The sequence below is a fragment of the Sphingomonas sp. BE123 genome (genome assembly GCF_031456015.1).
Lineage (GTDB): Bacteria > Pseudomonadota > Alphaproteobacteria > Sphingomonadales > Sphingomonadaceae > Sphingomonas.
Genome location: NZ_JAVDTW010000001.1, coordinates 857654 through 878316, shown reverse-complemented (window position 1 = coordinate 878316; position 20663 = coordinate 857654). Strand labels below are relative to the sequence as shown.

General features: G+C 64.8%; 30 protein-coding genes. 27 read left to right on the top strand and 3 right to left on the bottom strand.

Features of this window, described 5'->3' with window-relative positions; genetic code table 11:
• The first annotated feature begins 49 nt into the window (after positions 1 to 49).
• The gene (gene lpdA, locus J2Y54_RS04440) at positions 50 to 1450 is read left to right on the top strand and encodes a dihydrolipoyl dehydrogenase (RefSeq protein ID WP_310037261.1); all 1401 of its coding nucleotides are present in this window, start codon (positions 50 to 52) and stop codon (positions 1448 to 1450) included.
• Positions 1451 to 1521: 71 nt separating this feature from the next.
• The gene (locus J2Y54_RS04435; RefSeq protein WP_310037258.1) at positions 1522 to 2796 is read left to right on the top strand and encodes an amidohydrolase family protein; all 1275 of its coding nucleotides are present in this window, start codon (positions 1522 to 1524) and stop codon (positions 2794 to 2796) included.
• A 53-nt stretch (positions 2797 to 2849) separates the two neighbouring features.
• Here J2Y54_RS04435 and J2Y54_RS04430 read toward each other — a convergent pair whose 3' ends face one another.
• From J2Y54_RS04430 to J2Y54_RS04420, 3 genes are all read right to left on the bottom strand, one after another.
• Positions 2850 to 3683, bottom strand: coding sequence for a lectin ESA-2 (locus tag J2Y54_RS04430; protein WP_310037256.1), 834 nt, complete (start codon positions 3681 to 3683; stop codon positions 2850 to 2852).
• Between the two features lie 269 nt (positions 3684 to 3952).
• A complete protein-coding gene (locus J2Y54_RS04425) occupies positions 3953 to 4411 on the bottom strand; it encodes a polymer-forming cytoskeletal protein (protein ID WP_310037254.1) in 459 nt (152 codons plus the stop codon).
• A 2-nt stretch (positions 4412 to 4413) separates the two neighbouring features.
• Complete coding sequence (locus J2Y54_RS04420; RefSeq protein WP_310037253.1) at positions 4414 to 5649, bottom strand: hypothetical protein; 1236 nt, start codon at positions 5647 to 5649, stop codon at positions 4414 to 4416.
• Positions 5650 to 5746: 97 nt separating this feature from the next.
• On the opposite strand from J2Y54_RS04420, the gene J2Y54_RS04415 reads away from it, so the two are divergent.
• The 25 genes from J2Y54_RS04415 (at position 5747) to rpsE (ending at position 20663) form a co-directional block, all read left to right on the top strand.
• Complete coding sequence (locus J2Y54_RS04415) at positions 5747 to 6379, top strand: methyltransferase domain-containing protein (protein ID WP_310037250.1); 633 nt, start codon at positions 5747 to 5749, stop codon at positions 6377 to 6379.
• Between the two features lie 180 nt (positions 6380 to 6559).
• Positions 6560 to 6931, top strand: a complete 372-nt coding sequence (gene rpsL, locus J2Y54_RS04410) for a 30S ribosomal protein S12 (protein ID WP_066664461.1) — start codon at positions 6560 to 6562, stop codon at positions 6929 to 6931.
• Positions 6932 to 6990: 59 nt separating this feature from the next.
• Entirely contained in the window at positions 6991 to 7461 is a 471-nt protein-coding gene (rpsG, locus tag J2Y54_RS04405) for a 30S ribosomal protein S7 (protein ID WP_310037247.1), read from the top strand.
• Between the two features lie 94 nt (positions 7462 to 7555).
• Positions 7556 to 9649 (top strand): elongation factor G, encoded by a 2094-nt coding sequence (gene fusA / locus J2Y54_RS04400; protein WP_310037245.1) that lies wholly within the window; start codon positions 7556 to 7558, stop codon positions 9647 to 9649.
• Between the two features lie 91 nt (positions 9650 to 9740).
• Positions 9741 to 10934, top strand: coding sequence for an elongation factor Tu (gene tuf, locus J2Y54_RS04395; RefSeq protein ID WP_310037242.1), 1194 nt, complete (start codon positions 9741 to 9743; stop codon positions 10932 to 10934).
• Positions 10935 to 11035: 101 nt separating this feature from the next.
• Positions 11036 to 11353 carry a hypothetical protein gene (locus tag J2Y54_RS04390; protein WP_310037241.1) on the top strand — a complete coding sequence of 106 codons (318 nt, stop codon included), beginning with the start codon at positions 11036 to 11038 and terminating at the stop codon, positions 11351 to 11353.
• Between the two features lie 135 nt (positions 11354 to 11488).
• Positions 11489 to 11797, top strand: a complete 309-nt coding sequence (rpsJ, locus tag J2Y54_RS04385; RefSeq protein WP_066664400.1) for a 30S ribosomal protein S10 — start codon at positions 11489 to 11491, stop codon at positions 11795 to 11797.
• A gap of 367 nt (positions 11798 to 12164) precedes the next feature.
• The gene (gene rplC / locus J2Y54_RS04380; protein WP_310037239.1) at positions 12165 to 12923 is read left to right on the top strand and encodes a 50S ribosomal protein L3; all 759 of its coding nucleotides are present in this window, start codon (positions 12165 to 12167) and stop codon (positions 12921 to 12923) included.
• 2 nt (positions 12924 to 12925) lie between these two features.
• Positions 12926 to 13540: a 50S ribosomal protein L4 gene (gene rplD / locus J2Y54_RS04375; protein ID WP_310037236.1), complete on the top strand. Its 615-nt coding sequence runs from the start codon at positions 12926 to 12928 to the stop codon at positions 13538 to 13540.
• Positions 13533 to 13844, top strand: coding sequence for a 50S ribosomal protein L23 (locus J2Y54_RS04370; protein ID WP_066664406.1), 312 nt, complete (start codon positions 13533 to 13535; stop codon positions 13842 to 13844). The genes rplD and J2Y54_RS04370 overlap by 8 nt, the downstream gene beginning before the upstream one ends.
• 2 nt (positions 13845 to 13846) lie before the next feature.
• Positions 13847 to 14692, top strand: coding sequence for a 50S ribosomal protein L2 (rplB, locus tag J2Y54_RS04365; RefSeq protein ID WP_310037235.1), 846 nt, complete (start codon positions 13847 to 13849; stop codon positions 14690 to 14692).
• A gap of 3 nt (positions 14693 to 14695) precedes the next feature.
• Positions 14696 to 14974 carry a 30S ribosomal protein S19 gene (gene rpsS / locus J2Y54_RS04360; RefSeq protein WP_310037233.1) on the top strand — a complete coding sequence of 93 codons (279 nt, stop codon included), beginning with the start codon at positions 14696 to 14698 and terminating at the stop codon, positions 14972 to 14974.
• A gap of 1 nt (position 14975) precedes the next feature.
• On the top strand, positions 14976 to 15356 hold the full coding sequence (gene rplV / locus J2Y54_RS04355; protein ID WP_310037232.1) for a 50S ribosomal protein L22: 381 nt from the start codon (positions 14976 to 14978) through the stop codon (positions 15354 to 15356).
• A gap of 3 nt (positions 15357 to 15359) precedes the next feature.
• Positions 15360 to 16067 carry a 30S ribosomal protein S3 gene (rpsC, locus tag J2Y54_RS04350; protein ID WP_310037230.1) on the top strand — a complete coding sequence of 236 codons (708 nt, stop codon included), beginning with the start codon at positions 15360 to 15362 and terminating at the stop codon, positions 16065 to 16067.
• Positions 16068 to 16079: 12 nt separating this feature from the next.
• The gene (rplP, locus tag J2Y54_RS04345; RefSeq protein ID WP_310037228.1) at positions 16080 to 16511 is read left to right on the top strand and encodes a 50S ribosomal protein L16; all 432 of its coding nucleotides are present in this window, start codon (positions 16080 to 16082) and stop codon (positions 16509 to 16511) included.
• Positions 16512 to 16516: 5 nt separating this feature from the next.
• On the top strand, positions 16517 to 16720 hold the full coding sequence (gene rpmC / locus J2Y54_RS04340; RefSeq protein ID WP_310037226.1) for a 50S ribosomal protein L29: 204 nt from the start codon (positions 16517 to 16519) through the stop codon (positions 16718 to 16720).
• Positions 16721 to 16734: 14 nt separating this feature from the next.
• Positions 16735 to 17004, top strand: a complete 270-nt coding sequence (gene rpsQ / locus J2Y54_RS04335) for a 30S ribosomal protein S17 (RefSeq protein WP_066574429.1) — start codon at positions 16735 to 16737, stop codon at positions 17002 to 17004.
• A gap of 78 nt (positions 17005 to 17082) precedes the next feature.
• Positions 17083 to 17451 carry a 50S ribosomal protein L14 gene (gene rplN / locus J2Y54_RS04330; protein ID WP_066574426.1) on the top strand — a complete coding sequence of 123 codons (369 nt, stop codon included), beginning with the start codon at positions 17083 to 17085 and terminating at the stop codon, positions 17449 to 17451.
• Complete coding sequence (gene rplX, locus J2Y54_RS04325) at positions 17451 to 17762, top strand: 50S ribosomal protein L24 (protein WP_310037223.1); 312 nt, start codon at positions 17451 to 17453, stop codon at positions 17760 to 17762. Before rplN ends, rplX begins: the two co-directional genes overlap by 1 nt.
• Entirely contained in the window at positions 17762 to 18343 is a 582-nt protein-coding gene (gene rplE, locus J2Y54_RS04320) for a 50S ribosomal protein L5 (RefSeq protein ID WP_310037222.1), read from the top strand. The genes rplX and rplE overlap by 1 nt, the downstream gene beginning before the upstream one ends.
• Before the next feature lie 24 nt (positions 18344 to 18367).
• Positions 18368 to 18673 carry a 30S ribosomal protein S14 gene (gene rpsN / locus J2Y54_RS04315; RefSeq protein ID WP_310037221.1) on the top strand — a complete coding sequence of 102 codons (306 nt, stop codon included), beginning with the start codon at positions 18368 to 18370 and terminating at the stop codon, positions 18671 to 18673.
• An 11-nt stretch (positions 18674 to 18684) separates the two neighbouring features.
• Positions 18685 to 19080 carry a 30S ribosomal protein S8 gene (gene rpsH, locus J2Y54_RS04310; protein WP_310037219.1) on the top strand — a complete coding sequence of 132 codons (396 nt, stop codon included), beginning with the start codon at positions 18685 to 18687 and terminating at the stop codon, positions 19078 to 19080.
• Entirely contained in the window at positions 19080 to 19613 is a 534-nt protein-coding gene (rplF, locus tag J2Y54_RS04305; protein WP_310037218.1) for a 50S ribosomal protein L6, read from the top strand. Before rpsH ends, rplF begins: the two co-directional genes overlap by 1 nt.
• A complete protein-coding gene (gene rplR, locus J2Y54_RS04300; protein WP_310037216.1) occupies positions 19613 to 19969 on the top strand; it encodes a 50S ribosomal protein L18 in 357 nt (118 codons plus the stop codon). The genes rplF and rplR overlap by 1 nt, the downstream gene beginning before the upstream one ends.
• A gap of 1 nt (position 19970) precedes the next feature.
• A complete protein-coding gene (gene rpsE, locus J2Y54_RS04295) occupies positions 19971 to 20663 on the top strand; it encodes a 30S ribosomal protein S5 (RefSeq protein ID WP_310037214.1) in 693 nt (230 codons plus the stop codon).

Genomic DNA, 20663 nt, shown 5'->3' with positions numbered 1-20663 from the left:
CCGCGCGGCGCGTTTTTCTTCCAACCCTCTCTTCCCCAGGGGCAACAACATGGCTGAATCCTATGACGTGATCGTGCTCGGCTCCGGACCCGGCGGCTATGTCGCCGCGATCCGCGCGAGCCAGCTCGGTCTCAAGACCGCGATCGTCGAGCGCGAGCTGCTCGGCGGCATCTGTCTCAACTGGGGGTGCATCCCGACCAAGGCGCTGCTGCGCTCGGCGGAGATCTTCCACTTCATGCAGCATGCCAAGGACTATGGCCTGGCCGCCGAAAAGATCAGCGCCGATCTCGACGCCGTGGTCAAGCGCTCGCGCGGCGTCGCCAAGCAGCTCAATCAGGGCGTCACGCACCTGATGAAGAAGAACAAGATCGCGGTGCACATGGGCACCGGCAAGCTGACCGGTAAGGGCAAGCTGTCGGTTACCGGCGCGGACGGCAAGGTGACCGAGCTGACGGGCAAGAACATCATCCTCGCCACCGGCGCGCGCGCCCGCGACCTGCCCAACCTGCCCGCCGATGGCGAGCGGGTGTGGACCTATCGCCACGCGATGACGCCCAAGGAAATGCCCAAGAAGCTGCTGGTCATCGGATCGGGCGCGATCGGGATCGAGTTCGCGAGCTTCTACAACGACATGGGCGCGGATGTGACGGTGGTCGAGATGCTCGACCGCATCGTGCCGGTCGAGGACAAGGACATCTCCGCGCATCTGGAGAAGGCGCTCAAGAAGCAGGGCATGACCATCATGACCAGCGCCAAGATCGAGTCGATCAGCGCCGACAAGACTGGCGTCAAGGCGACGATCACCGGCAAGGATGGCAAGGCGGTTGCGGGCGAGTACAGCCATGTCATCGTCGCGATCGGCATCGTGCCGAACACGGCGGACATCGGCCTCAAGGAACTGGGCGTTGCGGTCGACGATCGCGGCTTCCTGAAGACCGACGGCGCGTGCCGCACCAATGTCGATGGCCTGTGGGCGATCGGCGACATCACCGCGCCGCCGTGGCTGGCGCACAAGGCAAGCCATGAGGGCGTGATCGCGGCCGAGGCGATTGCGGGCAAGCATCCGCACGCGATGGACCCGCGCAACATCCCCGGCTGCACCTATTGCCACCCGCAAATCGCCAGCGTCGGCCTGACCGAAGCGAAGGCCAAGGAAGCGGGCTATGAAGTCAAGGTCGGCAATTTTCCCTTCATCGGCAATGGCAAGGCGATCGCGCTGGGCGAGCCCGACGGGTTCGTGAAAACGGTGTTCGACGCCAAAACCGGCGAGCTGCTCGGCGCGCACATGATCGGCGCGGAAGTGACCGAGATGATCCAGGGCTATACCATCGGCAAGACGCTGGAGACGACCGAGGCGGAGCTGATGGAAACCGTCTTCCCGCACCCGACGATCAGCGAGTCGATGCACGAAAGCGTGCTGGCCGCCTATGGCCGGGTGATCCACATCTGATTTGCCCGAACGCGATTGACCTTGGTCCGGTTCGCGGCGAGCGTGCTGCGAACGGATCAAGGGAGCATCGCATGAAGTTGGGGATCATCGGAACCGCACTGGCACTCGCCGCCGCCACCCCCGCCGCCGCCGAGACGGTGGTGGTCACCGCCGACAAGATGGTCGATGTGGTCAAGGGCACGGTGGTCGAGCATCCGGCGATCTTCATCACCGACGGGCGCATTACCAGCATTGCCGATGCGCGCACGGTGCGCTGGGGCAGCGACGTGCGGCATATCGACCTGAGCGGCAAGACCGTGCTGCCCGGGCTGATCGACATGCACGTCCATCTCGACAGCAATCCGGTCTATGGCGGTTATACCGGGTTGCAGTTCACTGACAGCTTCTGGGCGATCCAGGGAACCGCGAATGCGCGCGCGATGCTGCGCGCCGGGTTCACGACGATCCGCAATGTCGGGTCGGAGAATTATGCCGATGTCGGCTACAAGCAGGCGGTCGAGGAAGGGCTGATCGCCGGGCCGCGGATCGTTCCCGGCGCGCATTCGCTGGGTGCGACCGGCGGCCATTGCGACAGCACCTATCTGCCGCCGTCGTTCAAGTCGAAGGGCGTGGCAGTCGGCGACGGGGCGCAGGAGCTGCGCCGGATCGTGCGCGAGCAGCGCAAATATGGTGCCGAGGTGATCAAGATCTGCGCCACCGGCGGGGTGTTCTCGCGCAATACCGAACCGGGCCAGCAGCAGCTGTCGGAAGAGGAAATGCGCGCGATCGCGGATGAGGCGCATCAATGGGGCCTGAAGGTTGCAGCGCATGCGCATGGCGCGGCTGGGATCAAGGCGGCGATCCGCGCCGGCATCGACACGATCGAACATGCCAGCCTGGTCGATGACGAGGGGATCAAGCTGGCTGCGACGCGCAAGCAGCCGGTGTGGTTCTCGATGGATATCTACAACACCGATTACACCCAGGCCGAGGGCAAGAAGAACGGCGTGCTGGAAGACAATCTGCGCAAGGATCGCGAGATTGCGCAGATCCAGCGCGACAATTTCCGCAAGGCACATGCGGCAGGGGTGAAGATGGTGTTCGGCAGCGATGCCGGGGTGATGCCGCACGGCACGGCAGCCGGGCAGTTCCGCGTCATGGTCCAATATGGCATGACCCCGATGGAGGCGATCCGCGCCGCGACGCTCAACGCCGCCGAAGCGCTGGGGCGGACCCGGGATGTCGGCGCGATCGAGGTCGGGCGCTATGGCGACCTGATCGCGGTCGAGGGCGATCCGCTGAAGGACGTAACCGTGCTGACCAAGGTGACCGATGTGATCAAGGGCGGCGCGCGCGTCGCCGACTGAGCCGGTCGTGGCGCCGGCCCGGGCCAGAGGGTGGCCCGGGCCGGCGTCGTCAGTCAGGCCGGGGCGGGGGTGCGCGCGTCGGCCGGGGCGGTCGCGGGCGTGAGGTCGAGGCCGATCGGCCCCTCGCCGGCATAGGTCATGCTGCCCTGCATCGCCGCGCCGGTCCCGCTTGCCTTGACCGCGACGACCCCCTGGGTCCCGCGACAGCCGATGACCCAAGTTCCGCCCGGGTGCCACGGCGCGCTGTCGCCGCCCCACTGGTTGAGCACGCTGTAGGTATTGGCCATGGTCAGCGTCCCGCGAACGCCGATCGGTCCTTCGCCCGAATAGGTCATCGTCCCGGTCAGGGTCCGGCCATTGTCGGCGCTGACCAGATCGAGCGCGGCAATCGCCTGGTCGGGGCGGCACCCGAGAATCCACAGACCGCCGGGATGCCAGGGCGCGCTGTCCCCACCCCATTGGTTGGTCGCGTCGAAGCTGGTGCCGGGCGAGACCGCGCCCTTGACCCCGATCGGCCCTTCGCCGGCATAGGTCATCGATCCGGTAAGGGTCGCGCCGCCATCGGTCGAGCGCAGGTCGAACGCGACGGCGTTCTGGCCGTTGCGCGCGCCGAGCAGGAACTGGCCGGCGTCGTGCCACGGCGCAGTGTTGCCGCCCCACTGGTTCTGGACCTGGTAGCAATTTTCGGTGATCAGCGTCGCACGCACCCCGATCGGGCCTTCGCCGTCATAGGTCATGGTGCCGGTGAAACTGCGCCCGCCATCTCCCGACTGGATCGCCAGCGCGACCGGATTCTGGTCAGCGCGGTTGCCGATGTTGAGCAGACCGCCATCGTGCCAGGGCGCGCTGTCGCCGCCCCACTGGTTCTGGATTGCATAGATCGTCATCGCTGCATTCTCCTCGACTGGCGCGCGATCCGGCGCATTCCGCCATCGCATGGGCTGCCCGGTTGCGCTGGATGGGTACGCGCGAACAGGTCGCCACCACAGGGCGACCGGTGCAGGTTAGCGCAGTCTGCAACCCGGTGCTGGCGAACGAGCGCCATTTCGGAGCTAGTGCCGCGGTGGCCGGTGCCGCAGGCACGAAAAAGGGCGCGCCCCGCGCGAGGCGCGCCCGTCATGTCGTGCCCGGATCAAGTCCGGCCAGAACGGACCGGTCAGTTCGATCCGACCACCGATGCGATGGTCACCTGCTGAACCGCTTCGGTGCGCGGGGCGGCGGTGATCGCGCTCATATGCTTGAGCCGGCCGTCGATATGGCCGCCATTCTCGATCGTGATATTCTCATATTCGACATCGCCGGTGATGCGCGCCGAGCGCTCGACGGTCAGCTGCTTGGCGCGGACCGTGCCCTCGATCGCGCCGGCAAGGCGGGCGCTGTCGGCGGTGACGCTGCCGAAAATCTGGCTGTCGGCGCCCTGCGCCAGCGTGCCGCAATCGACATCGCCCTCGACCCGCCCCTCGATATGCAGTTCGGCAGTTGCGCGGACATTGCCGGTGATCACGACATCGGGACCGATCACGGAAAACATGCCGCGCTTCGACCCATTGCCGGAGGCCGGCGGCGCGGGCGGCATGGCAGGACGGTCATCACGCGAACGATTGCTGCTGAACATGGTTACTCCCCAAATCCCCGAAAACCGAGTCGCGTTTCCCTACCATAACGGTCTGCCGGCTGCAGCAGCGCGCGCGGGTAACGGCGTCCCGATGGGGGATTGTCGTTGGCGGCCGGAGCGACCAGCGGCTGCGCCGCGATCCAGGTCGCGACGATCATGCACAGCGCGCCAAGCGCGACCATCGGGGCGCCAAGGCCGAGATAGCCGGTGATCGCGGCGAAGGACCCGAGCTGGACCAGCGCGGCGAGGGCAAAGCCGCTGCGCGTGCCGCGCGCGATGGCCAGCGCGAGGATCAGCAGGTCTGCGAGCAGGAAATAGCGTTCGTGCATGCGCGGCAGCAGTCCGGCGCTGAGCAGCACGGCAAGTCCCGCCATGCCGACAAGGCCGGCACGGTCGAAGCGGACGGTCTGCATCTGCGCGACGAACCAGGCCGTCGCGCCCAGCGCTGTCACCAGCGCCAGCGCGAACAGGCGCGGCGCAAGGTCCGGGGCGATCATGGCGACGAGCGACCAGAGATTGGGGGCGTTGCGGGCGATATCGTTGCTGAACGTCCCGGCCTGGCGCCAATAGATGGTCGCAAGATCGCCCGGCGGCCAGCCCGCCAGCAGCGCCGGGGTCAGCAGGACGAGCAGCGCGCCGGGCGCCGCCAGCCACTGGACCAGCGGGATGCGCCGCTGAATCGCGACGGCGAGAAAAAAGGGTGCGACGAGCAGCGCCTGTGCCTTGAACGCGACGGCTACGCCGCACCAGACGAACATGGCGAGGTGCCGCCGCTCGACCGCCATCGCGACCGCCATCAGACAGGCAGCGGCATAAAGCGCGTCGCACTGCCCCATCAGCAGCGCGTTGAACGCGACCGAGGGGAGGGCGACGACCAGTGCTGCCCAGTGCGCGCGCTGGGCAACGCCGAGCGCGCCGAGCAAGCGGTGCATCGCGAGCGCGAGCGCGACCGTCCCGGCGACGGAAAGCAGCTTGATGACGCTCATCGCATCCAGCCAGCCGGCAAGCGGGCTCACCAGCGCGAGCAGGTAGAGATAGCTTGGCATATAGTTGGAGAAGGGGCGCGCAAAGGCGTCGGCCACGCCGGCTTCGCGGATCCTCTCCAGCCACGGGATCAGATAGGCGGTCATGTCGGGGGTGAAGAGCGGCCACAGCACCCAGGCCTGCACCGCGGCGACCAGCGCGACGAGCACGGGCGAGGGGGCCGGAAATCCCGGACGGAGGGCGGCGGACGACATCGCATCGCCGATAGGGGCATGCGCTGAAGATCGGGTTAAGCCACGTCCGTGCGTGCAGTGGACAAGACGCTGGCGTCGTTGCACAAACCGCGCACCGATGCTGCGCTCGCTGTCCTCCGCCGCCCGTCTTCGCCTGCTCGCGCTGACCCTCGCCGTGGTCGCGCTTGGGCTGATCGCACTGGGCGGGCGCTGCATGTTGCCGACCATGGTGAGCTGTTCCGCCACGACGATCTTTGGCGGGCCGAAGCTCGACGTCCCGTACAAGAGCACGCGCCGCGACGTCGTCGCGCTGATGCTGGAGATGGGGGAGGTGAAGCCGGGGGATACCGTGATCGACCTGGGCACGGGCGACGGGCGCATCCTGATTGCCGCCGCAAAGGAGCGCGGCGCGCGGGGGCTGGGCGTCGACCTCGACCCGGTGCTGATCCGCAAGGCGCGCGCGGCGGCGCGCAAGGCCGGAGTCGCTGACAAGGTGCGATTCGAAGCGGTGGACCTGTTCAAGACCGACCTGAGCTCCGCCGATGTCGTGACCATGTATCTGCTGCCCGAAGTGAACCTCCGCCTGCGCCCGCAGCTGTTCGCCCAGCTCAAGCCGGGAACGCGCGTGGTCAGCCACGCCTTTGACATGGGCGACTGGAAGCCCGAGGCGAAGCGCCGCGTCGGCGGTTCGACAGTCTATCTGTGGCGTATCCCCGAAAACCCCGGCGCGGCGATCCAAACACCCCGTTGACCGACCGGGGGTGCAGGTATATAGGCCGCGCGCTCGCAGGGATTCCGTCCCGCGAGCTTTATTGAGCTGAACGTTGTTGGAGACGCCAGGGCCCGGAGGCCGCGCTAGGCCGCCAGGGTCCTTTCGTATTTTCCGGTCACACGGCTCCAGCAAAGTAACCATTGGAAGGTGAAGGGCTTCATGCCGACGATCAACCAGCTGGTCCGCAAGGGCCGCGTTTTGCAGAAGACCAAGTCGAAGGTCCCTGCAATGGAGCAGAACCCGCAGAAGCGCGGCGTTTGCACCCGTGTCTATACCACGACCCCGAAGAAGCCGAACTCGGCACTTCGCAAGGTGGCCAAGGTCCGTCTGACCAACAGCCGCGAGGTCATCTCGTACATCCCCGGCGAGGGGCATAACCTGCAGGAGCACTCGGTGGTGCTGATCCGTGGCGGCCGCGTTCGCGACCTTCCCGGCGTCCGCTATCACGTGCTGCGCGGCGTGCTCGACACCCAGGGTGTCAAGGATCGCAAGCAGAGCCGCTCGAAGTACGGCGCGAAGCGTCCGAAGTAAGCCAGAGTAAGCCCCGGACGTGTTCCGGAACCGGCTGAAGTTTTAGAAGGAAATTCAAGATGGCACGTCGTCGTCGTCCCGAAAAGCGGGAAATCCTGCCCGATCCCGTCTATGGGGATCAGGTTCTGTCGAAGTTCATGAACAGCGTGATGCTGGACGGCAAGAAGGCCGTCGCCGAAGGCATCGTCTATTCGGCGCTTCAGGTGGTCGAGCAGCGCGCGAAGAAGGACCCGATCGGGGTCTTCCATGAAGCGCTGAACAACATCAAGCCGGGCATCGAAGTCCGCAGCCGCCGCGTCGGCGGTGCGACCTATCAGGTACCGGTCGAGGTGCGCCCCGAGCGCGCCCAGGCGCTGGCGATCCGCTGGCTGATCGCTTCGGCGCGCAACCGCAGCGAAAACACCATGTCGGCGCGCCTGTCGGGCGAGCTGATGGATGCCGCGAACAACCGTGGCAACGCGGTGAAGAAGCGCGAGGATACGCACCGCATGGCGGAAGCGAACCGCGCGTTCAGCCACTACCGCTGGTAATGACGGCGTTGCCGGTCTTTTACCGGTAACAATCTTGCCTATATCCCGGGGAGTCGCTTCTGGCGGCTCCCCATACCCTTAAGGAACCACGATCATGGCCCGCAGCCATCCGCTCGAGCGTTATCGCAATATCGGCATCATGGCGCACATCGACGCCGGCAAGACGACGACGACTGAGCGCATCCTTTATTACACCGGCAAGTCCTACAAGATCGGCGAAGTGCATGAAGGCACCGCGACGATGGACTGGATGGAGCAGGAGCAGGAGCGCGGGATCACGATCACGTCGGCGGCGACCACCTGCAAGTGGAAGGCCGAGGACGGTCAGGGCCCCGAGCATCTGATCAACATCATCGACACCCCGGGCCACGTCGACTTCACCATCGAAGTCGAGCGTTCGCTGCGCGTGCTCGACGGCGCGGTTGCGTGCTTCGACGGCGTTGCCGGCGTTGAGCCGCAGTCGGAAACCGTGTGGCGCCAGGCGGACAAGTACAAGGTTCCGCGGATGTGCTTCGTCAACAAGCTCGACCGCACCGGCGCCGATTTCTATTTCTGCGTGGACACGATCGTCGATCGCCTCGGCGCGCGTCCGGCCGTGCTGTACCTGCCGATCGGCATGGAAGGCGGCTTCAAGGGCCTCGTCGACCTGGTCAACAACCGCGCGATCGTGTGGCTCGAAGAGTCGCTGGGCGCCAAGTTCGAATATCAGGACATCCCCGATGACCTGAAGGAAAAGGCCGCGAAGTATCGCAGCGACCTGATCGAAATGGCGGTCGAGCAGGACGACGCGGCGATGGAAGCCTATCTGGAAGGCAACGAGCCGGACGTCGCGACGCTCAAGAAGCTGATCCGCAAGGGCACGCTCGAAATGGCGTTCGTGCCGATCCTGTGCGGCTCGGCGTTCAAGAACAAGGGCGTTCAGCCGCTGCTCGACGCGGTGGTCGACTATCTGCCGTCGCCGCTCGACATCCCGGACGTTCAGGGCGTGAAGCTCGATGGCGAAACCCCGGATTCGCGTCCGGCGGACGACAATGCGCCGTTCTCGGGCCTGGCGTTCAAGATCATGAACGACCCGTTCGTCGGCTCGCTGACCTTCACCCGCATCTATTCGGGCACGCTGAGCAAGGGTTCGTACCTGAACTCCGTGAAGGACAAGAAGGAAAAGATCGGCCGTATGCTCCTCATGCACGCGAACTCGCGTGAGGACATCGACGAGGCGCGTGCGGGCGACATCGTCGCGATCGCGGGCCTGAAGGAAACGACGACCGGCGACACGCTGTGCGACGCGGCCAACCCGATCATCCTCGAGCGGATGGAATTCCCCGAGCCGGTGATCGAGCTGTCGGTGGAGCCGAAGACCAAGGCCGACCAGGAAAAGATGGGCCTCGCGCTCAACCGTCTGGCCGCCGAGGATCCCTCGTTCCGCGTTTCGACCGACCATGAGTCGGGCCAGACCATCATCAAGGGCATGGGCGAGCTCCATCTCGAGATCCTGGTCGACCGCATGAAGCGCGAGTTCAAGGTCGAGGCGAATGTCGGCGCGCCGCAGGTGGCGTATCGCGAATATCTCGCGAAGCCGGTCGACATCGACTACACCCACAAGAAGCAGTCGGGCGGCACCGGCCAGTTCGGCCGCGTCAAGGTCAAGCTGACCCCGGGTGAGCGCGGTTCGGGCTTCGTCTTCAAGGACGAGATCAAGGGCGGTAACATTCCGAAGGAATATATCCCCGCGATCGAAAAGGGCTTCCGCGAGACGGCGATGACCGGTTCGCTGGTCGGCTTCCCGATCATCGACTTCGAAGTGCTGCTGTATGACGGTGCGTACCATGACGTCGACTCGTCGGCGCTGGCGTTCGAAATCACCGCCCGTGCAGCAATGCGCGAAGCGGCGCAGAAGGCCGGCATCAAGCTGCTCGAGCCGATCATGAAGGTTGAGGTCGTGACCCCCGAGGACTATCTCGGCGACGTCATCGGCGACATCAACAGCCGTCGTGGCCAGATCCAGGGCACCGACAGCCGCGGCAACGCGCAGACCGTCGATGCGATGGTCCCGCTGGCCAACATGTTCGGTTACGTGAACCAGCTCCGCTCGTTCACCCAGGGACGCGCGCAGTACAGCATGCAGTTCTCGCACTATGACGAAGTGCCGCCGAACGTGGCCGACGAAGTGAAGGCGAAGCTGGCATAAGGCTGGCGCTAGGTGAAATTGATCGCTATGGGGCCGCGTTCTCGTGAGTCCCATGGCGGTCCGGGAAGATAGACTCAGAAGGTAGGAAACAATGGCGAAGGCAAAATTCGAGCGGAACAAGCCGCACCTCAACATCGGCACCATCGGTCACGTCGACCATGGCAAGACCTCGCTGACCGCGGCGATCACGAAGGTTCTGGCGGATGCCGGCCTGTCGGAAAAGGTCGACTTCGAGAACATCGACAAGGCGCCGGAAGAGCGTGAGCGCGGCATCACCATCTCGACCGCCCACGTCGAGTATGAGACGCAGAACCGCCACTATGCGCACGTCGACTGCCCCGGCCACGCCGACTATGTGAAGAACATGATCACCGGCGCCGCGCAGATGGATGGCGCGATCCTGGTCGTGTCGGCCACCGACGGCCCGATGCCGCAGACCAAGGAGCACATCCTGCTCGCCAAGCAGGTCGGCGTTCCGACCATGGTCGTCTTCCTGAACAAGGTCGACCTGGTTGACGACGAGGAAATCCTCGAGCTGGTCGAAATGGAAATCCGTGAAGAGCTCAGCAAGCGCGAGTTCGACGGCGACAATATTCCGATCATCCGCGGTTCGGCGACCTGCGCGCTGTCGGGTTCGAACGACGCGCTGGGCAAGGACGCGATCCTCGCGCTCATGGCCGCTGTCGACGAGTCGATCCCGGAGCCGGAGCGTCCGCTCGACAAGCCGTTCATGATGCCGATCGAAGACGTGTTCTCGATCTCGGGCCGCGGCACCGTGGTGACCGGCCGCGTCGAGACCGGCATCGTCAAGGTTGGCGAAGAAGTCGAGATCGTCGGCATCCAGCCGACCGTCCGCAAGACCACCGTGACCGGCGTCGAAATGTTCCGCAAGCTGCTCGACCAGGGCCAGGCTGGCGACAACATCGGCGCGCTGATCCGTGGCGTTGCACGTGACGAAGTCGAGCGCGGCCAGGTTCTGGCCAAGCCGGGTTCGATCACCCCGCACACCGACTTCCAGTCGTCGGTGTACGTCCTGTCGAAGGACGAGGGTGGCCGTCACACGCCGTTCTTCGCGAACTATCGTCCGCAGTTCTACTTCCGCACCACCGACGTCACCGGCACGATCGAGCTGCCCGAGGGCACCGAGATGGTCATGCCGGGCGACGAAGTCGCGCTGGGCGTGAAGCTGATCGCGCCGATCGCGATGGACGTCGGCCAGCGCTTCACGATCCGCGAAGGCGGCCGCACCGTCGGTGCAGGCGTCGTCAGCGGCATCGACAAGTAATCGACGCCCGCAAGGGCTGAGAATGAAGAGCCCGGCTTCCCCCAGGGGAGGCCGGGCTTTTTGTCGGTTGAGCGGCGTATGATTGCTTAGACGAGGTGCTGATGGGGACGATCAAAGCCAGGCGTGAACATGTCGAGGCGCGGACTCGGGCGGTCATCCAGGCAATCATCACATCGACGCCATGGGCGGAGCATTTGGATGGTGTGGCTGCGATTCCGCGGATGGATCGTCGCGAACTGTTTCGTTGGGTATTTGATGACCTAGAGGGGCTGGAAGGCGAGGACTGGCTTGGGATTCTGGAGACTGGTGTCATCGAGACGATGGGGTGTCTGGGCCGAGATTTCTGCGATGACCCAGCTACCATCGCCGCCATTATCTCGTTCGTAGGTCGCCATCCGGATATGACCATTGTTGAATAGCGACAGACGGCGAAAAATCCGGGTCCACCCCCTTGCCAACCTCCCGCTTCCCCTGTAGTTGCGCGCCTTCGTTTTAGCGTATGAACCAGCAAGAGGCGTGTTTCACGCGCCCCGCTCTTTCGCATTGGTAGGGACATGGACAACAATATCCGCATCCGCCTGAAGGCGTTCGACCACCGCGTGCTCGATCAGGCCGCAAGCGATATCGCCGACACCGCGCGCCGCACCGGCGCCATGATCCGTGGCCCGATCCCGCTCCCGACCCACATCGACAAGTTCACGGTCAACCGTGGCCCGCACATCGACAAGAAGTCGCGCGAGCAGTTCGAGACGCGTACCTACAAGCGCCTGCTCGACATCGTTCAGCCCACCGCCCAGACCGTCGACGCGCTGATGAAGCTCGACCTGGCCGCTGGCGTGGACGTCGAGATCAAGCTGGCCTGATCCGCTTGACACGGCCCCGCGCGGTTGCCGGGGTCGTTTCCACATCCTTTACCGCGAAAGCGGCGTGAAGGGGTGGACAGGGAGATCGAGCTGGCGTAATGGCCGCGCTCTCCCAACGAGATTCGCGATTCCACTGGAGTCGCGCAGGGCTGGCCGGATCGATCCCGATCCGATGAACCGCCCCGGAGCGAAAGCTCTAAACGACATAGGGATACCGCCGGACTTCGGTTCGGGTCTGCGTCCCCCGTCTTTCCTGCCTTCGGGTCGGAATTCAGCCCGGACGGGGGCTCGCATCGCATATTCGGGCTGAGGCACGCACCCTTCGGAATTGTCCGCGGGGTGCCTCTGTATTGAGGAGCAGTTGATCATGCGCACTGGCGTGATCGCGAAGAAACTGGGGATGACCCGCCTGTTCAAGGACGATGGCCGCCACGTGCCGGTTACCGTTCTGAGCCTCGAAGGCGTTCAGGTCGTCGCCCGTCGCGAAATGGACAAGGACGGCTACACCGCCGTGCAGCTGGGCGCTGGCAGCGCCAAGGCGAAGAACGTCGCCAAGCCGCAGCGCGGCCAGTTCGGCAAGGCCGAAGTGGAGCCCAAGGCAATCCTCGCGGAGTTCCGCGTGGACGAGGACGGTCTGCTTGACGTGGGCGCCGAGATTTCGGCCGACCATTATGTCGCGGGCCAGTTCGTCGACATCCAGGGTCGTACGCAGGGCAAGGGCTTTGCGGGCGGCATGAAGCGCTGGGGCTTCGGCGGTATGCGTGCAACGCACGGCGTGTCGATCAGCCACCGTGCGCTGGGTTCGACCGGTAACCGTCAGGACCCGGGCCGCGTCTTCAAGAACAAGAAGATGGCCGGCCACATGGGCGACAAGAACCGTACGCAGCAGAATCTCGAGATCGTCGGCACCGACGTCGAGCGCGGCCTGATCTTCGTCAAGGGTTCGGTCCCTGGCTCGAAGGGTGGCTGGCTGTTCGTCAAGGACTCGGTGAAGGTCGCGCGTCACGCCGACGCGCCGTTCCCCGCGGGCATCAAGAGCGCTGCCAACAGCAACAACACCGCCGCAGCGGACACCCCGGCCGACACGGTCGAGGCGCCTGAGGCGACCGAAGGCCAGGAGGGCTGAACGTGAAGGTCAAGGTTCAAACCCTCGACGCGCAGGCATCGGGCGACATCGAGCTGAAGGACGAAGTCTTCGGCGTCGAGCCGCGCGCTGACATCCTGCACCGCGTCGTCACCTGGCAGCTGTGGAACCGCCGCGGCACCGCCCGTCCGACGCGTGAGCGTTCGGAAGTCTCGCGCACCGGCAAGAAGTTCGGTCGCCAGAAGGGTGGCGGTACCGCCCGTCACGGCGACCGCGCCGCTCCGATCTTCATCGGCGGTGGTAAGGCTCACGGTGCACGTCTGCGTGACTTCAACATCTCGCTGAACAAGAAGGTTCGCGCGCTGGGTCTGAAGATGGCGCTGTCGAGCCACGCCAAGGCGGGTTCGCTGATCGTCCTCGACGGCTTCGAAGCGACCAAGACTGCGGCGCTGAAGGATCAGTTCGCTGGTCTGAACGTCGGCAAGAAGACGCTGGTGATCGACGCCGAGGCCGGCAACGGCTTCCTCGCGGCGCGCAACCTGGCGGACGTCAACGTCCTGCCGGCGGCAGGCGCCAACGTCTATGACATCCTGAAGCACGACACGCTGGTCCTGACCCGCGCTGCCGTCGAAAAGCTGGAGGCGCGCTTCAATGGCTAAGAAGGAGCAGATCGACGTCCGTCACTATGACGTGATCGTCGCGCCGCACATCACCGAGAAGTCGACGCTGGTTTCGGAAGCCAACGCAGTCGTCTTCAAGGTCGCGAACGATGCGACCAAGCCGCAGATCAAGGCGGCGGTCGAGGCGATCTTCGGCGTCGGTGTCACTGCGGTGAACACCATCGTCCAGAAGGGCAAGACGAAGCGCTGGAAGGGCAAGCCCTACACGCGCAGCGACATCAAGAAGGCGATCGTCACCCTCAAGGACGGTGACTCGATCGACGTGACGCAGGGGGTCAACTGACCATGGCGCTCAAGAATTACAACCCGACCTCGCCGGCGCGGCGCGGCCTGATCCTGGTGGACCGTTCGGGTCTGCACAAGGGCGGTCCCGTCAAGTCGCTGACCGAGGGCAAGCGCAAGACCGGTGGCCGCAACAACAAGGGCCATGTGACGTCGCGCGGCATCGCGGGCGGTCACAAGCAGCGTTACCGCATCATCGACTTCAAGCGTCGCAAGTGGGACGTCGAAGGCACCGTGGAGCGGATCGAATATGATCCCAACCGCACCGCCTTCATCGCGCTGATCAACTATGGCACCGCCGAAACGCCGGACTATGCCTATATCATCGCTCCCCAGCGCCTTGGCGTTGGCGACAAGGTGATCGCCGGCAAGAAGACCGACGTGAAGCCGGGCAATGCCATGGAGCTGGGCCAGATGCCGGTCGGCACCATCGTCCACAATGTGGAGATGAAGCCGGGCAAGGGCGGTCAGATCGCACGTTCGGCCGGCACCTATGTGCAGGTCGTCGGCCGTGACCGCGGCATGGTCATCGTTCGCCTGAACTCGGGCGAGCAGCGCTACATCCGCTCGGACTGCATGGGCACCGTTGGCGCCGTGTCGAACCCCGACAACGGCAACACCAACCTCGCCAAGGCTGGCCGCAACCGCTGGAAGGGCATCCGCCCGCTGACCCGCGGTGTCGCCAAGAACCCGGTCGACCACCCGCACGGCGGTGGTGAAGGCCGGACCTCGGGCGGCCGTCATCCGGTCACCCCGTGGGGCAAGCCGACCAAGGGTGCGCGCACCCGTCACAACAAGGCGACGGATAAGTTCATCATCCGCAGCCGCCACGCGAAGAAGAAGGGCTAAACCATGGCTCGCTCCGTTTGGAAGGGTCCGTTCGTGGACCTCCACCTCCTGAAGAAGGCGGAAGCCGCGCAGGAGAATTCGGGCCGTGGCGGTCCGATCAAGACCTGGTCGCGTCGTTCGACCATCCTGCCGCAGTTCGTCGGCCTGACCTTCAACGTCTACAACGGCCGCAAGTTCGTGCCGGTGTCGGTGAGCGAGGAAATGGTTGGCATGAAGCTCGGCGAGTTCGCGCCGACCCGGTATTTCCCGGGCCACGCGGCCGACAAGAAGGGTAAGCGCTAACATGTCGAAGCCCAAGGCTCCCCGTCGCGTAGGCGGCAATGAGGCGCTGTCGGTCGGCACGCAGATCCGTGGTTCGGCGCAGAAGCTGAACCTGGTTGCTGGCCTGATCCGCGGCAAGAAGGCGGGCGACGCCCTCAACATCCTCTCCTTCAGCACGAAGGCGATGGCGGTTGATGCGCGCAAGGTGCTGGCTTCGGCCATCGCCAATGCCGAGAACAACCACAATCTCGACGTCGACGCACTCGTCGTCGCCGAGGCATCGGTCGGCAAGTCGATCACGATGAAGCGGTTCCACACCCGCGGTCGCGGCAAGTCGACCCGCATCCTGAAGCCGTTCTCGCGCCTTCGGATCGTGGTGCGTGAAGTGCAGGAAGAGGCGTAAGTCATGGGTCACAAGAGCAACCCGATCGGTCTGCGCCTGCAGATCAACCGCACCTGGGACAGCCGCTGGTTCGCCGAAGGCGCCGATTATGGCCGCCTGCTCCTGGAGGATCTGAAGATCCGCCAGTTCATCATGAAGACGCTGCCGCAGGCGGCGATCTCCAAGGTGGTGATCGAGCGTCCGGCCAAGCTGTGCCGCGTCAGCATCTTTGCCGCGCGTCCCGGCGTGATCATCGGCAAGAAGGGCACGGACATCGAGAAGCTTCGCAAGAAGCTGGCTGCGATGACCAGCTCGGACGTGTCGCTGAACATCGTCGAGATCCGCAAGCCCGAAGTCGATGCCAAGCTTGTCGCGCAGGGCATTGCCGATCAGCTGGAGCGCCGCATCGCGTTCCGCCGCGCCATGAAGCGCGCCGTTCAGTCGGCGATGCGTCTGGGCGCGGAAGGCATCCGGATCAACTGTGGCGGCCGTCTGGGCGGCGCGGAAATCGCGCGTTCGGAATGGTATCGCGAAGGCCGCGTTCCGCTGCACACGCTGCGCGCGAACGTCGACCATGCGACCGCCGAAGCGCACACCGCCTATGGCGTGTGCGGCGTCAAGGTCTGGATCTTCAAGGGCGAGATCCTGGGCCATGATCCGATGGCGACCGATCGCCTGAACATGGAATCGCAGACGTCGGGCGTGCGCCCGGCGCGCGATGACCGTCGCTAAGGGTTAGAGACAATGTTGCAACCGAAGCGCACCAAGTTCCGCAAGGCCTTCAAGGGCCGGATCAAGGGTGAGACCAAGGGCGGCGCGACGCTGAATTTCGGGTCGTACGGCCTGAAGGCGCTCGAGCCGGAGCGGATCACCGCACGTCAGATCGAAGCGGCGCGCCGCGCGATCACGCGTCACATCAAGCGCCAGGGGCGCTTGTGGATCCGCGTGTTCCCCGACCTGCCCGTGTCGTCGAAGCCCGCTGAAGTCCGCATGGGCTCGGGCAAGGGCGCGCCCGAATATTGGGCAGCGCGCGTTGCCCCGGGCCGCATCCTGTTCGAGCTGGACGGCGTTCCCGGCCCGCTCGCTGCAGAAGCGTTCGAGCGTGCGGCGATGAAGCTGCCCATCAAGACCAAGGTCGTGGCCCGCCTCGGCGACACGTCGCACCTGGAGGGTTGAGTAAAATGACCAAGGCAAGTGATCTGCGCGCGAAGAGCGACGATCAGCTCACCGAGGAGCTGGGCAACCTGAAGCGCGAGGCGTTCAACCTGCGTTTCCAGGCGGCGACGAGCCAGCTCGAGAAGTCGAGCCGCGTGAAGGAAGTCCGCAAGGACATCGCCCGCATCAAGACGCTGCAGAACGAGCGCTCGCGCTCGGCTGCGAAGTAAGAGGACACTGAACCATGCCGAAGCGCGTGCTGACCGGGCAGATCGTGTCCGACAAGGGCGACAAGACGGTGGTCGTGAACGTGGAGCGCAAGGTCAAGCACCCGCTCTACGGCAAGATCATCCGGCGCTCGAAGAAGTATCACGCCCATGACGAGGCGAACGAGTACAAAGCTGGCGAGACCGTGCGGATCGAAGAGACCGCACCGATCAGCAAGCTGAAGACCTGGAAGGTGATCGAGCGGGTGAATACCCACGCGACCCCCGAGCGGGCCGACATCGCTTAAGACCCGCACGGGTCTCAAGAGTTCAACTGGAACCCCCGGGCACAGTCCCGGTAGGCCGAACGAGAAGGAACCGGATCGATGATCCAGATGCAGTCCAATCTCGACGTCGCCGACAACAGCGGCGCGAAGCGGGTGCAGTGCATCAAGGTGCTGGGCGGGTCGAAGCGTCGCTTCGCCGGCGTGGGCGACGTCATCGTCGTCAGCATCAAGGAAGCACAGCCCCGCGGCAAGGTGAAGAAGGGTGACGTGCATCGCGCCGTCATCGTCCGCACCGCCAAGGACGTTCGCCGCGCCGATGGCTCGGTCATTCGCTTCGACGGCAATGCTGCCGTCCTGGTCAACAAGAACGAGGAGCCGATCGGCACCCGTATCTTTGGCCCGGTGGTCCGCGAGCTCCGCTCGAAGGGCTTCATGAAGATCATTTCGCTCGCCCCCGAGGTGCTGTGATGGCTGCTGCCAAGATCAAGAAGGGCGACCAGGTCATCGTCCTGTCCGGCAAGGACAAGGGCAAGACCGGCGAGGTCGTCAAGGCGATGCCGAAGGACGACAAGGTCGTCGTCGCCGGCGTCAATGTCGCGGTGCGCCACCGCAAGCCGACCCAGGGCAACCCGCAGGGTGGCCTGGAGCGGTCCGAGGCGCCGCTGCATGTCTCCAAGGTCGCGCATGTGACCAAGGACGGCAAGGCGACCCGCGTCCGCTTTGAAGAGCGCGACGGCAAGAAGGTTCGCGTCGCCGTCAAGACCGGGGAGGTCATCTAATGGCTGACAAGTACATCCCCCGCATGAAGTCGAAGTACGACGCGGAAATCGTCAAGGCGATGACCGAGAAGTTCGGCTACACCAATGCGATGGAAGTGCCGAAGATCGAGAAGATCGTGCTCAACATGGGCGTCGGCGAAGCGACCCAGGACAAGAAGAAGGTCGAAGCGGCAGCTGCAGAAATGGAGCTGATCGCGGGCCAGAAGCCTGTCGTGACCAAGGCCAAGAAGTCGATCGCGCAGTTCAAGCTGCGTGAGGGCATGGCGATCGGTTGCAAGGTCACGCTGCGTCGTGAGCGCATGTACGAGTTCCTCGATCGCCTGATCACGATCGCAATGCCCCGTATCCGCGACTTCCGTGGCGTCAGCCCGAAGTCGTTCGACGGCCGCGGCAACTATGCCATGGGCCTCAAGGAGCAGATCGTGTTCCCGGAGATCAACTATGACCGCATCGAAAAGGTGCGCGGCATGGACATCATCGTGACCACCACCGCGAAGACCGACGAGGAGGCTCGTGAGCTTCTCCGTCTCTTCGGCTTCCCCTTCGTCGGCATGACCGGCGAAGAGAAGCAGGCTGCGTAAAGGCAAGGAAAGAGAACTTAAGTCATGGCGAAACTGAGTTCCGTGCTCAAGAACGAGCGTCGCAAGCAGCTGGTGAAGAAGTACGCCGGCCGCTACGCGAAGCTGAAGGCAATGGCGAACGACAAGTCGCTCGATGAGACCGAGCGCCTGATCGCGCGTCTCAAGATGGCCGAGATCCCGCGCAACGGGAACCCGACCCGCATCCGCAACCGGTGCGAGCTGACCGGTCGTCCGCGCGGTTACTACCGCAAGTTCCGTCTCGCACGTGTCATGCTGCGTGATCTGGCCAACAAGGGCCTGATCCCCGGTGTCACGAAGTCGAGCTGGTAAGGATCACGAAGATGGCAGTGACCGATCCCCTGGGTGATATGCTCACCCGTATCCGCAACGGCCAGCGCGCCCGCAAGGACTCCGTCCTGACGCCGGCGAGCAAGCTGCGTGCGCGTGTGCTCGACGTGCTTCAGCGCGAGGGCTATATCCGTGGCTACAGCGAAGAGCAGATGGGCCCCGCGGCCGGCATCCGCATCGAGCTGAAGTATTTCGAGGGCCAGCCGGCGATCAAGTCGATCGCCCGCGTCTCGAAGCCTGGCCGCCGTGTCTATTCGGGCAGCAAGGAGCTGCCCAAGGTACGCAACGGCCTTGGCATCACGATCGTCTCGACGCCTCGCGGCGTTCTGTCCGACGCCGAAGCGCGTGAGCAGAATGTCGGCGGCGAAGTGCTGGCGGAGGTGTTCTGATGAGCCGCACCGGTAAGAAGCCGATCACCGTCCCCGCTGGCGTCACCGCCAGCGTCGAGGCCGGCAAGATCAGCGTCAAGGGCCCCAAGGGCACCCTGACGATGCCGACCGCCGAAGACATCTCGTACGAGGTGGGCGAAGGCACGATCACGGTGAAGCCCGCCAACGACACCAAGCGCGCCAAGGCGTTCTGGGGCATGCAGCGTACGCTGGTCCAGAACCTGGTGACCGGCGTCAGCGAGGGCTTCACGAAGAAGCTGCTGATCACGGGCGTCGGCTATCGTGCCAACGCGCAGGGCCGCAAGCTCAAGCTGCAGCTCGGCTATTCGCACGATGTCGACCTGGACGTCCCGGAAGGTGTGGAGGTGAAGACCCCCGACCAGACGACCGTCGAGATCTCGGGCAACGACAAGCAGGCCGTCGGCCAGTTTGCCGCTGAAATCCGTCGCTGGCGTAAGCCCGAGCCCTATAAGGGCAAGGGCATCAAGTACGACGGCGAGTTCATCTTCCGCAAGGAAGGGAAGAAGAAGTAATGAGCAAGGGTCTCTCTCTCTTCGAGAAGCGCCGCCGCCGCAACCGGACCGCACTGCGTGCGCGCTCGGGTGGCCGTCCGCGTCTGTCGGTGCATCGTTCGGGCAAGCACATCTATGTGCAGGTCATCGACGACGCGCAGGGCAAGACGCTCGCCGCGGCTTCGACGCTCGACAAGAACGTGCGCGGCACGACCGGCGCGAACATCGACGCGGCCAAGGCAGTCGGTCTGCGCATCGCGGAAGCCGCCAAGAATGCGGGCGTGACGCAGGTCGTGTTCGACCGTGGCGGGTTCCTGTTCCACGGACGCGTCAAGGCGCTGGCGGATGCCGCGCGTGAAGGCGGATTGGAGTTCTAAGATGGCTGACGAACAGAACCAGGCGCCCGTCGAGGGCGCAGCAGCCGAGGCTGGCAACGAGAACCGTCGTGGCCGTGGTGGCCGTGGTGGCGGCGATCGCGGTGGCCGCGGTGGCGAGCGTGGTCGCGGCCGTCGTGACGACCGCACCCCGCGCGACGAGCAGGGCGAAGAGCTGATCGAAAAGCTGGTCCACATCAACCGCGTCAGCAAGACGGTGAAGGGCGGCAAGCGCTTCGGTTTTGCTGCGCTGGTCGTGGTCGGCGACGGCAAGGGCCGGGTCGGCTTTGGTCATGGCAAGGCGCGCGAAGTGCCGGAAGCCATCAGCAAGGCGACCGCTTCGGCCAAGAAGAAGATGGTCCGCGTGCCGCTGCGCGAGGGCCGGACGCTTCACCATGACGGCAAGGGCCATTTCGGCGCTGGCCAGGTGACGGTGCGCTCGGCGCCTCCGGGTACCGGCATCATCGCCGGCGGTCCGATGCGCGCCGTGTTCGAGAGCCTGGGCGTTGCCGACGTGGTGACCAAGTCGGTCGGTACGTCGAACCCCTACAACATGATCCGCGCCACTTTCGAGGCACTGGGCGACCAGTATTCCCCGAAGGCGGTGGCCCAGCGTCGCGGCAAGAAGATTGCCGACCTGCTCGGTCGCGGCGGTTCGCAGACCGCCGAGGCTGATGCCGCGGCCATCGTGGAGTAA

Excerpts from the sequence above, each read along its gene's own strand:
- J2Y54_RS04435 (WP_310037258.1), top strand. The coding sequence starts at position 1,522 with ATGAAGTTGGGGATCATCGGAACCGCACTGGCACTCGCCGCCGCCACC.
- rpsL (WP_066664461.1), top strand. The coding sequence starts at position 6,560 with ATGCCGACGATCAACCAGCTGGTCCGCAAGGGCCGCGTTTTGCAGAAG.
- rpsN (WP_310037221.1), top strand. The coding sequence starts at position 18,368 with ATGGCGAAACTGAGTTCCGTGCTCAAGAACGAGCGTCGCAAGCAGCTG.
- rplF (WP_310037218.1), top strand. The coding sequence starts at position 19,080 with ATGAGCCGCACCGGTAAGAAGCCGATCACCGTCCCCGCTGGCGTCACC.
- rpsH (WP_310037219.1), top strand. The coding sequence starts at position 18,685 with ATGGCAGTGACCGATCCCCTGGGTGATATGCTCACCCGTATCCGCAAC.
- J2Y54_RS04390 (WP_310037241.1), top strand. The coding sequence starts at position 11,036 with ATGGGGACGATCAAAGCCAGGCGTGAACATGTCGAGGCGCGGACTCGG.
- J2Y54_RS04425 (WP_310037254.1), bottom strand. The coding sequence starts at position 4,411 with ATGTTCAGCAGCAATCGTTCGCGTGATGACCGTCCTGCCATGCCGCCC.
- rpsJ (WP_066664400.1), top strand. The coding sequence starts at position 11,489 with ATGGACAACAATATCCGCATCCGCCTGAAGGCGTTCGACCACCGCGTG.
- rplV (WP_310037232.1), top strand. The coding sequence starts at position 14,976 with ATGTCGAAGCCCAAGGCTCCCCGTCGCGTAGGCGGCAATGAGGCGCTG.
- rplX (WP_310037223.1), top strand. The coding sequence starts at position 17,451 with ATGGCTGCTGCCAAGATCAAGAAGGGCGACCAGGTCATCGTCCTGTCC.
- fusA (WP_310037245.1), top strand. The coding sequence starts at position 7,556 with ATGGCCCGCAGCCATCCGCTCGAGCGTTATCGCAATATCGGCATCATG.
- J2Y54_RS04370 (WP_066664406.1), top strand. The coding sequence starts at position 13,533 with ATGGCTAAGAAGGAGCAGATCGACGTCCGTCACTATGACGTGATCGTC.
- J2Y54_RS04430 (WP_310037256.1), bottom strand. The coding sequence starts at position 3,683 with ATGACGATCTATGCAATCCAGAACCAGTGGGGCGGCGACAGCGCGCCC.
- rpsG (WP_310037247.1), top strand. The coding sequence starts at position 6,991 with ATGGCACGTCGTCGTCGTCCCGAAAAGCGGGAAATCCTGCCCGATCCC.
- rpmC (WP_310037226.1), top strand. The coding sequence starts at position 16,517 with ATGACCAAGGCAAGTGATCTGCGCGCGAAGAGCGACGATCAGCTCACC.
- lpdA (WP_310037261.1), top strand. The coding sequence starts at position 50 with ATGGCTGAATCCTATGACGTGATCGTGCTCGGCTCCGGACCCGGCGGC.
- J2Y54_RS04415 (WP_310037250.1), top strand. The coding sequence starts at position 5,747 with ATGCTGCGCTCGCTGTCCTCCGCCGCCCGTCTTCGCCTGCTCGCGCTG.
- rplN (WP_066574426.1), top strand. The coding sequence starts at position 17,083 with ATGATCCAGATGCAGTCCAATCTCGACGTCGCCGACAACAGCGGCGCG.
- rpsC (WP_310037230.1), top strand. The coding sequence starts at position 15,360 with ATGGGTCACAAGAGCAACCCGATCGGTCTGCGCCTGCAGATCAACCGC.
- rplE (WP_310037222.1), top strand. The coding sequence starts at position 17,762 with ATGGCTGACAAGTACATCCCCCGCATGAAGTCGAAGTACGACGCGGAA.
- rplP (WP_310037228.1), top strand. The coding sequence starts at position 16,080 with ATGTTGCAACCGAAGCGCACCAAGTTCCGCAAGGCCTTCAAGGGCCGG.
- rplB (WP_310037235.1), top strand. The coding sequence starts at position 13,847 with ATGGCGCTCAAGAATTACAACCCGACCTCGCCGGCGCGGCGCGGCCTG.
- rplC (WP_310037239.1), top strand. The coding sequence starts at position 12,165 with ATGCGCACTGGCGTGATCGCGAAGAAACTGGGGATGACCCGCCTGTTC.
- rpsS (WP_310037233.1), top strand. The coding sequence starts at position 14,696 with ATGGCTCGCTCCGTTTGGAAGGGTCCGTTCGTGGACCTCCACCTCCTG.
- tuf (WP_310037242.1), top strand. The coding sequence starts at position 9,741 with ATGGCGAAGGCAAAATTCGAGCGGAACAAGCCGCACCTCAACATCGGC.
- rpsQ (WP_066574429.1), top strand. The coding sequence starts at position 16,735 with ATGCCGAAGCGCGTGCTGACCGGGCAGATCGTGTCCGACAAGGGCGAC.
- J2Y54_RS04420 (WP_310037253.1), bottom strand. The coding sequence starts at position 5,649 with ATGTCGTCCGCCGCCCTCCGTCCGGGATTTCCGGCCCCCTCGCCCGTG.
- rplR (WP_310037216.1), top strand. The coding sequence starts at position 19,613 with ATGAGCAAGGGTCTCTCTCTCTTCGAGAAGCGCCGCCGCCGCAACCGG.
- rpsE (WP_310037214.1), top strand. The coding sequence starts at position 19,971 with ATGGCTGACGAACAGAACCAGGCGCCCGTCGAGGGCGCAGCAGCCGAG.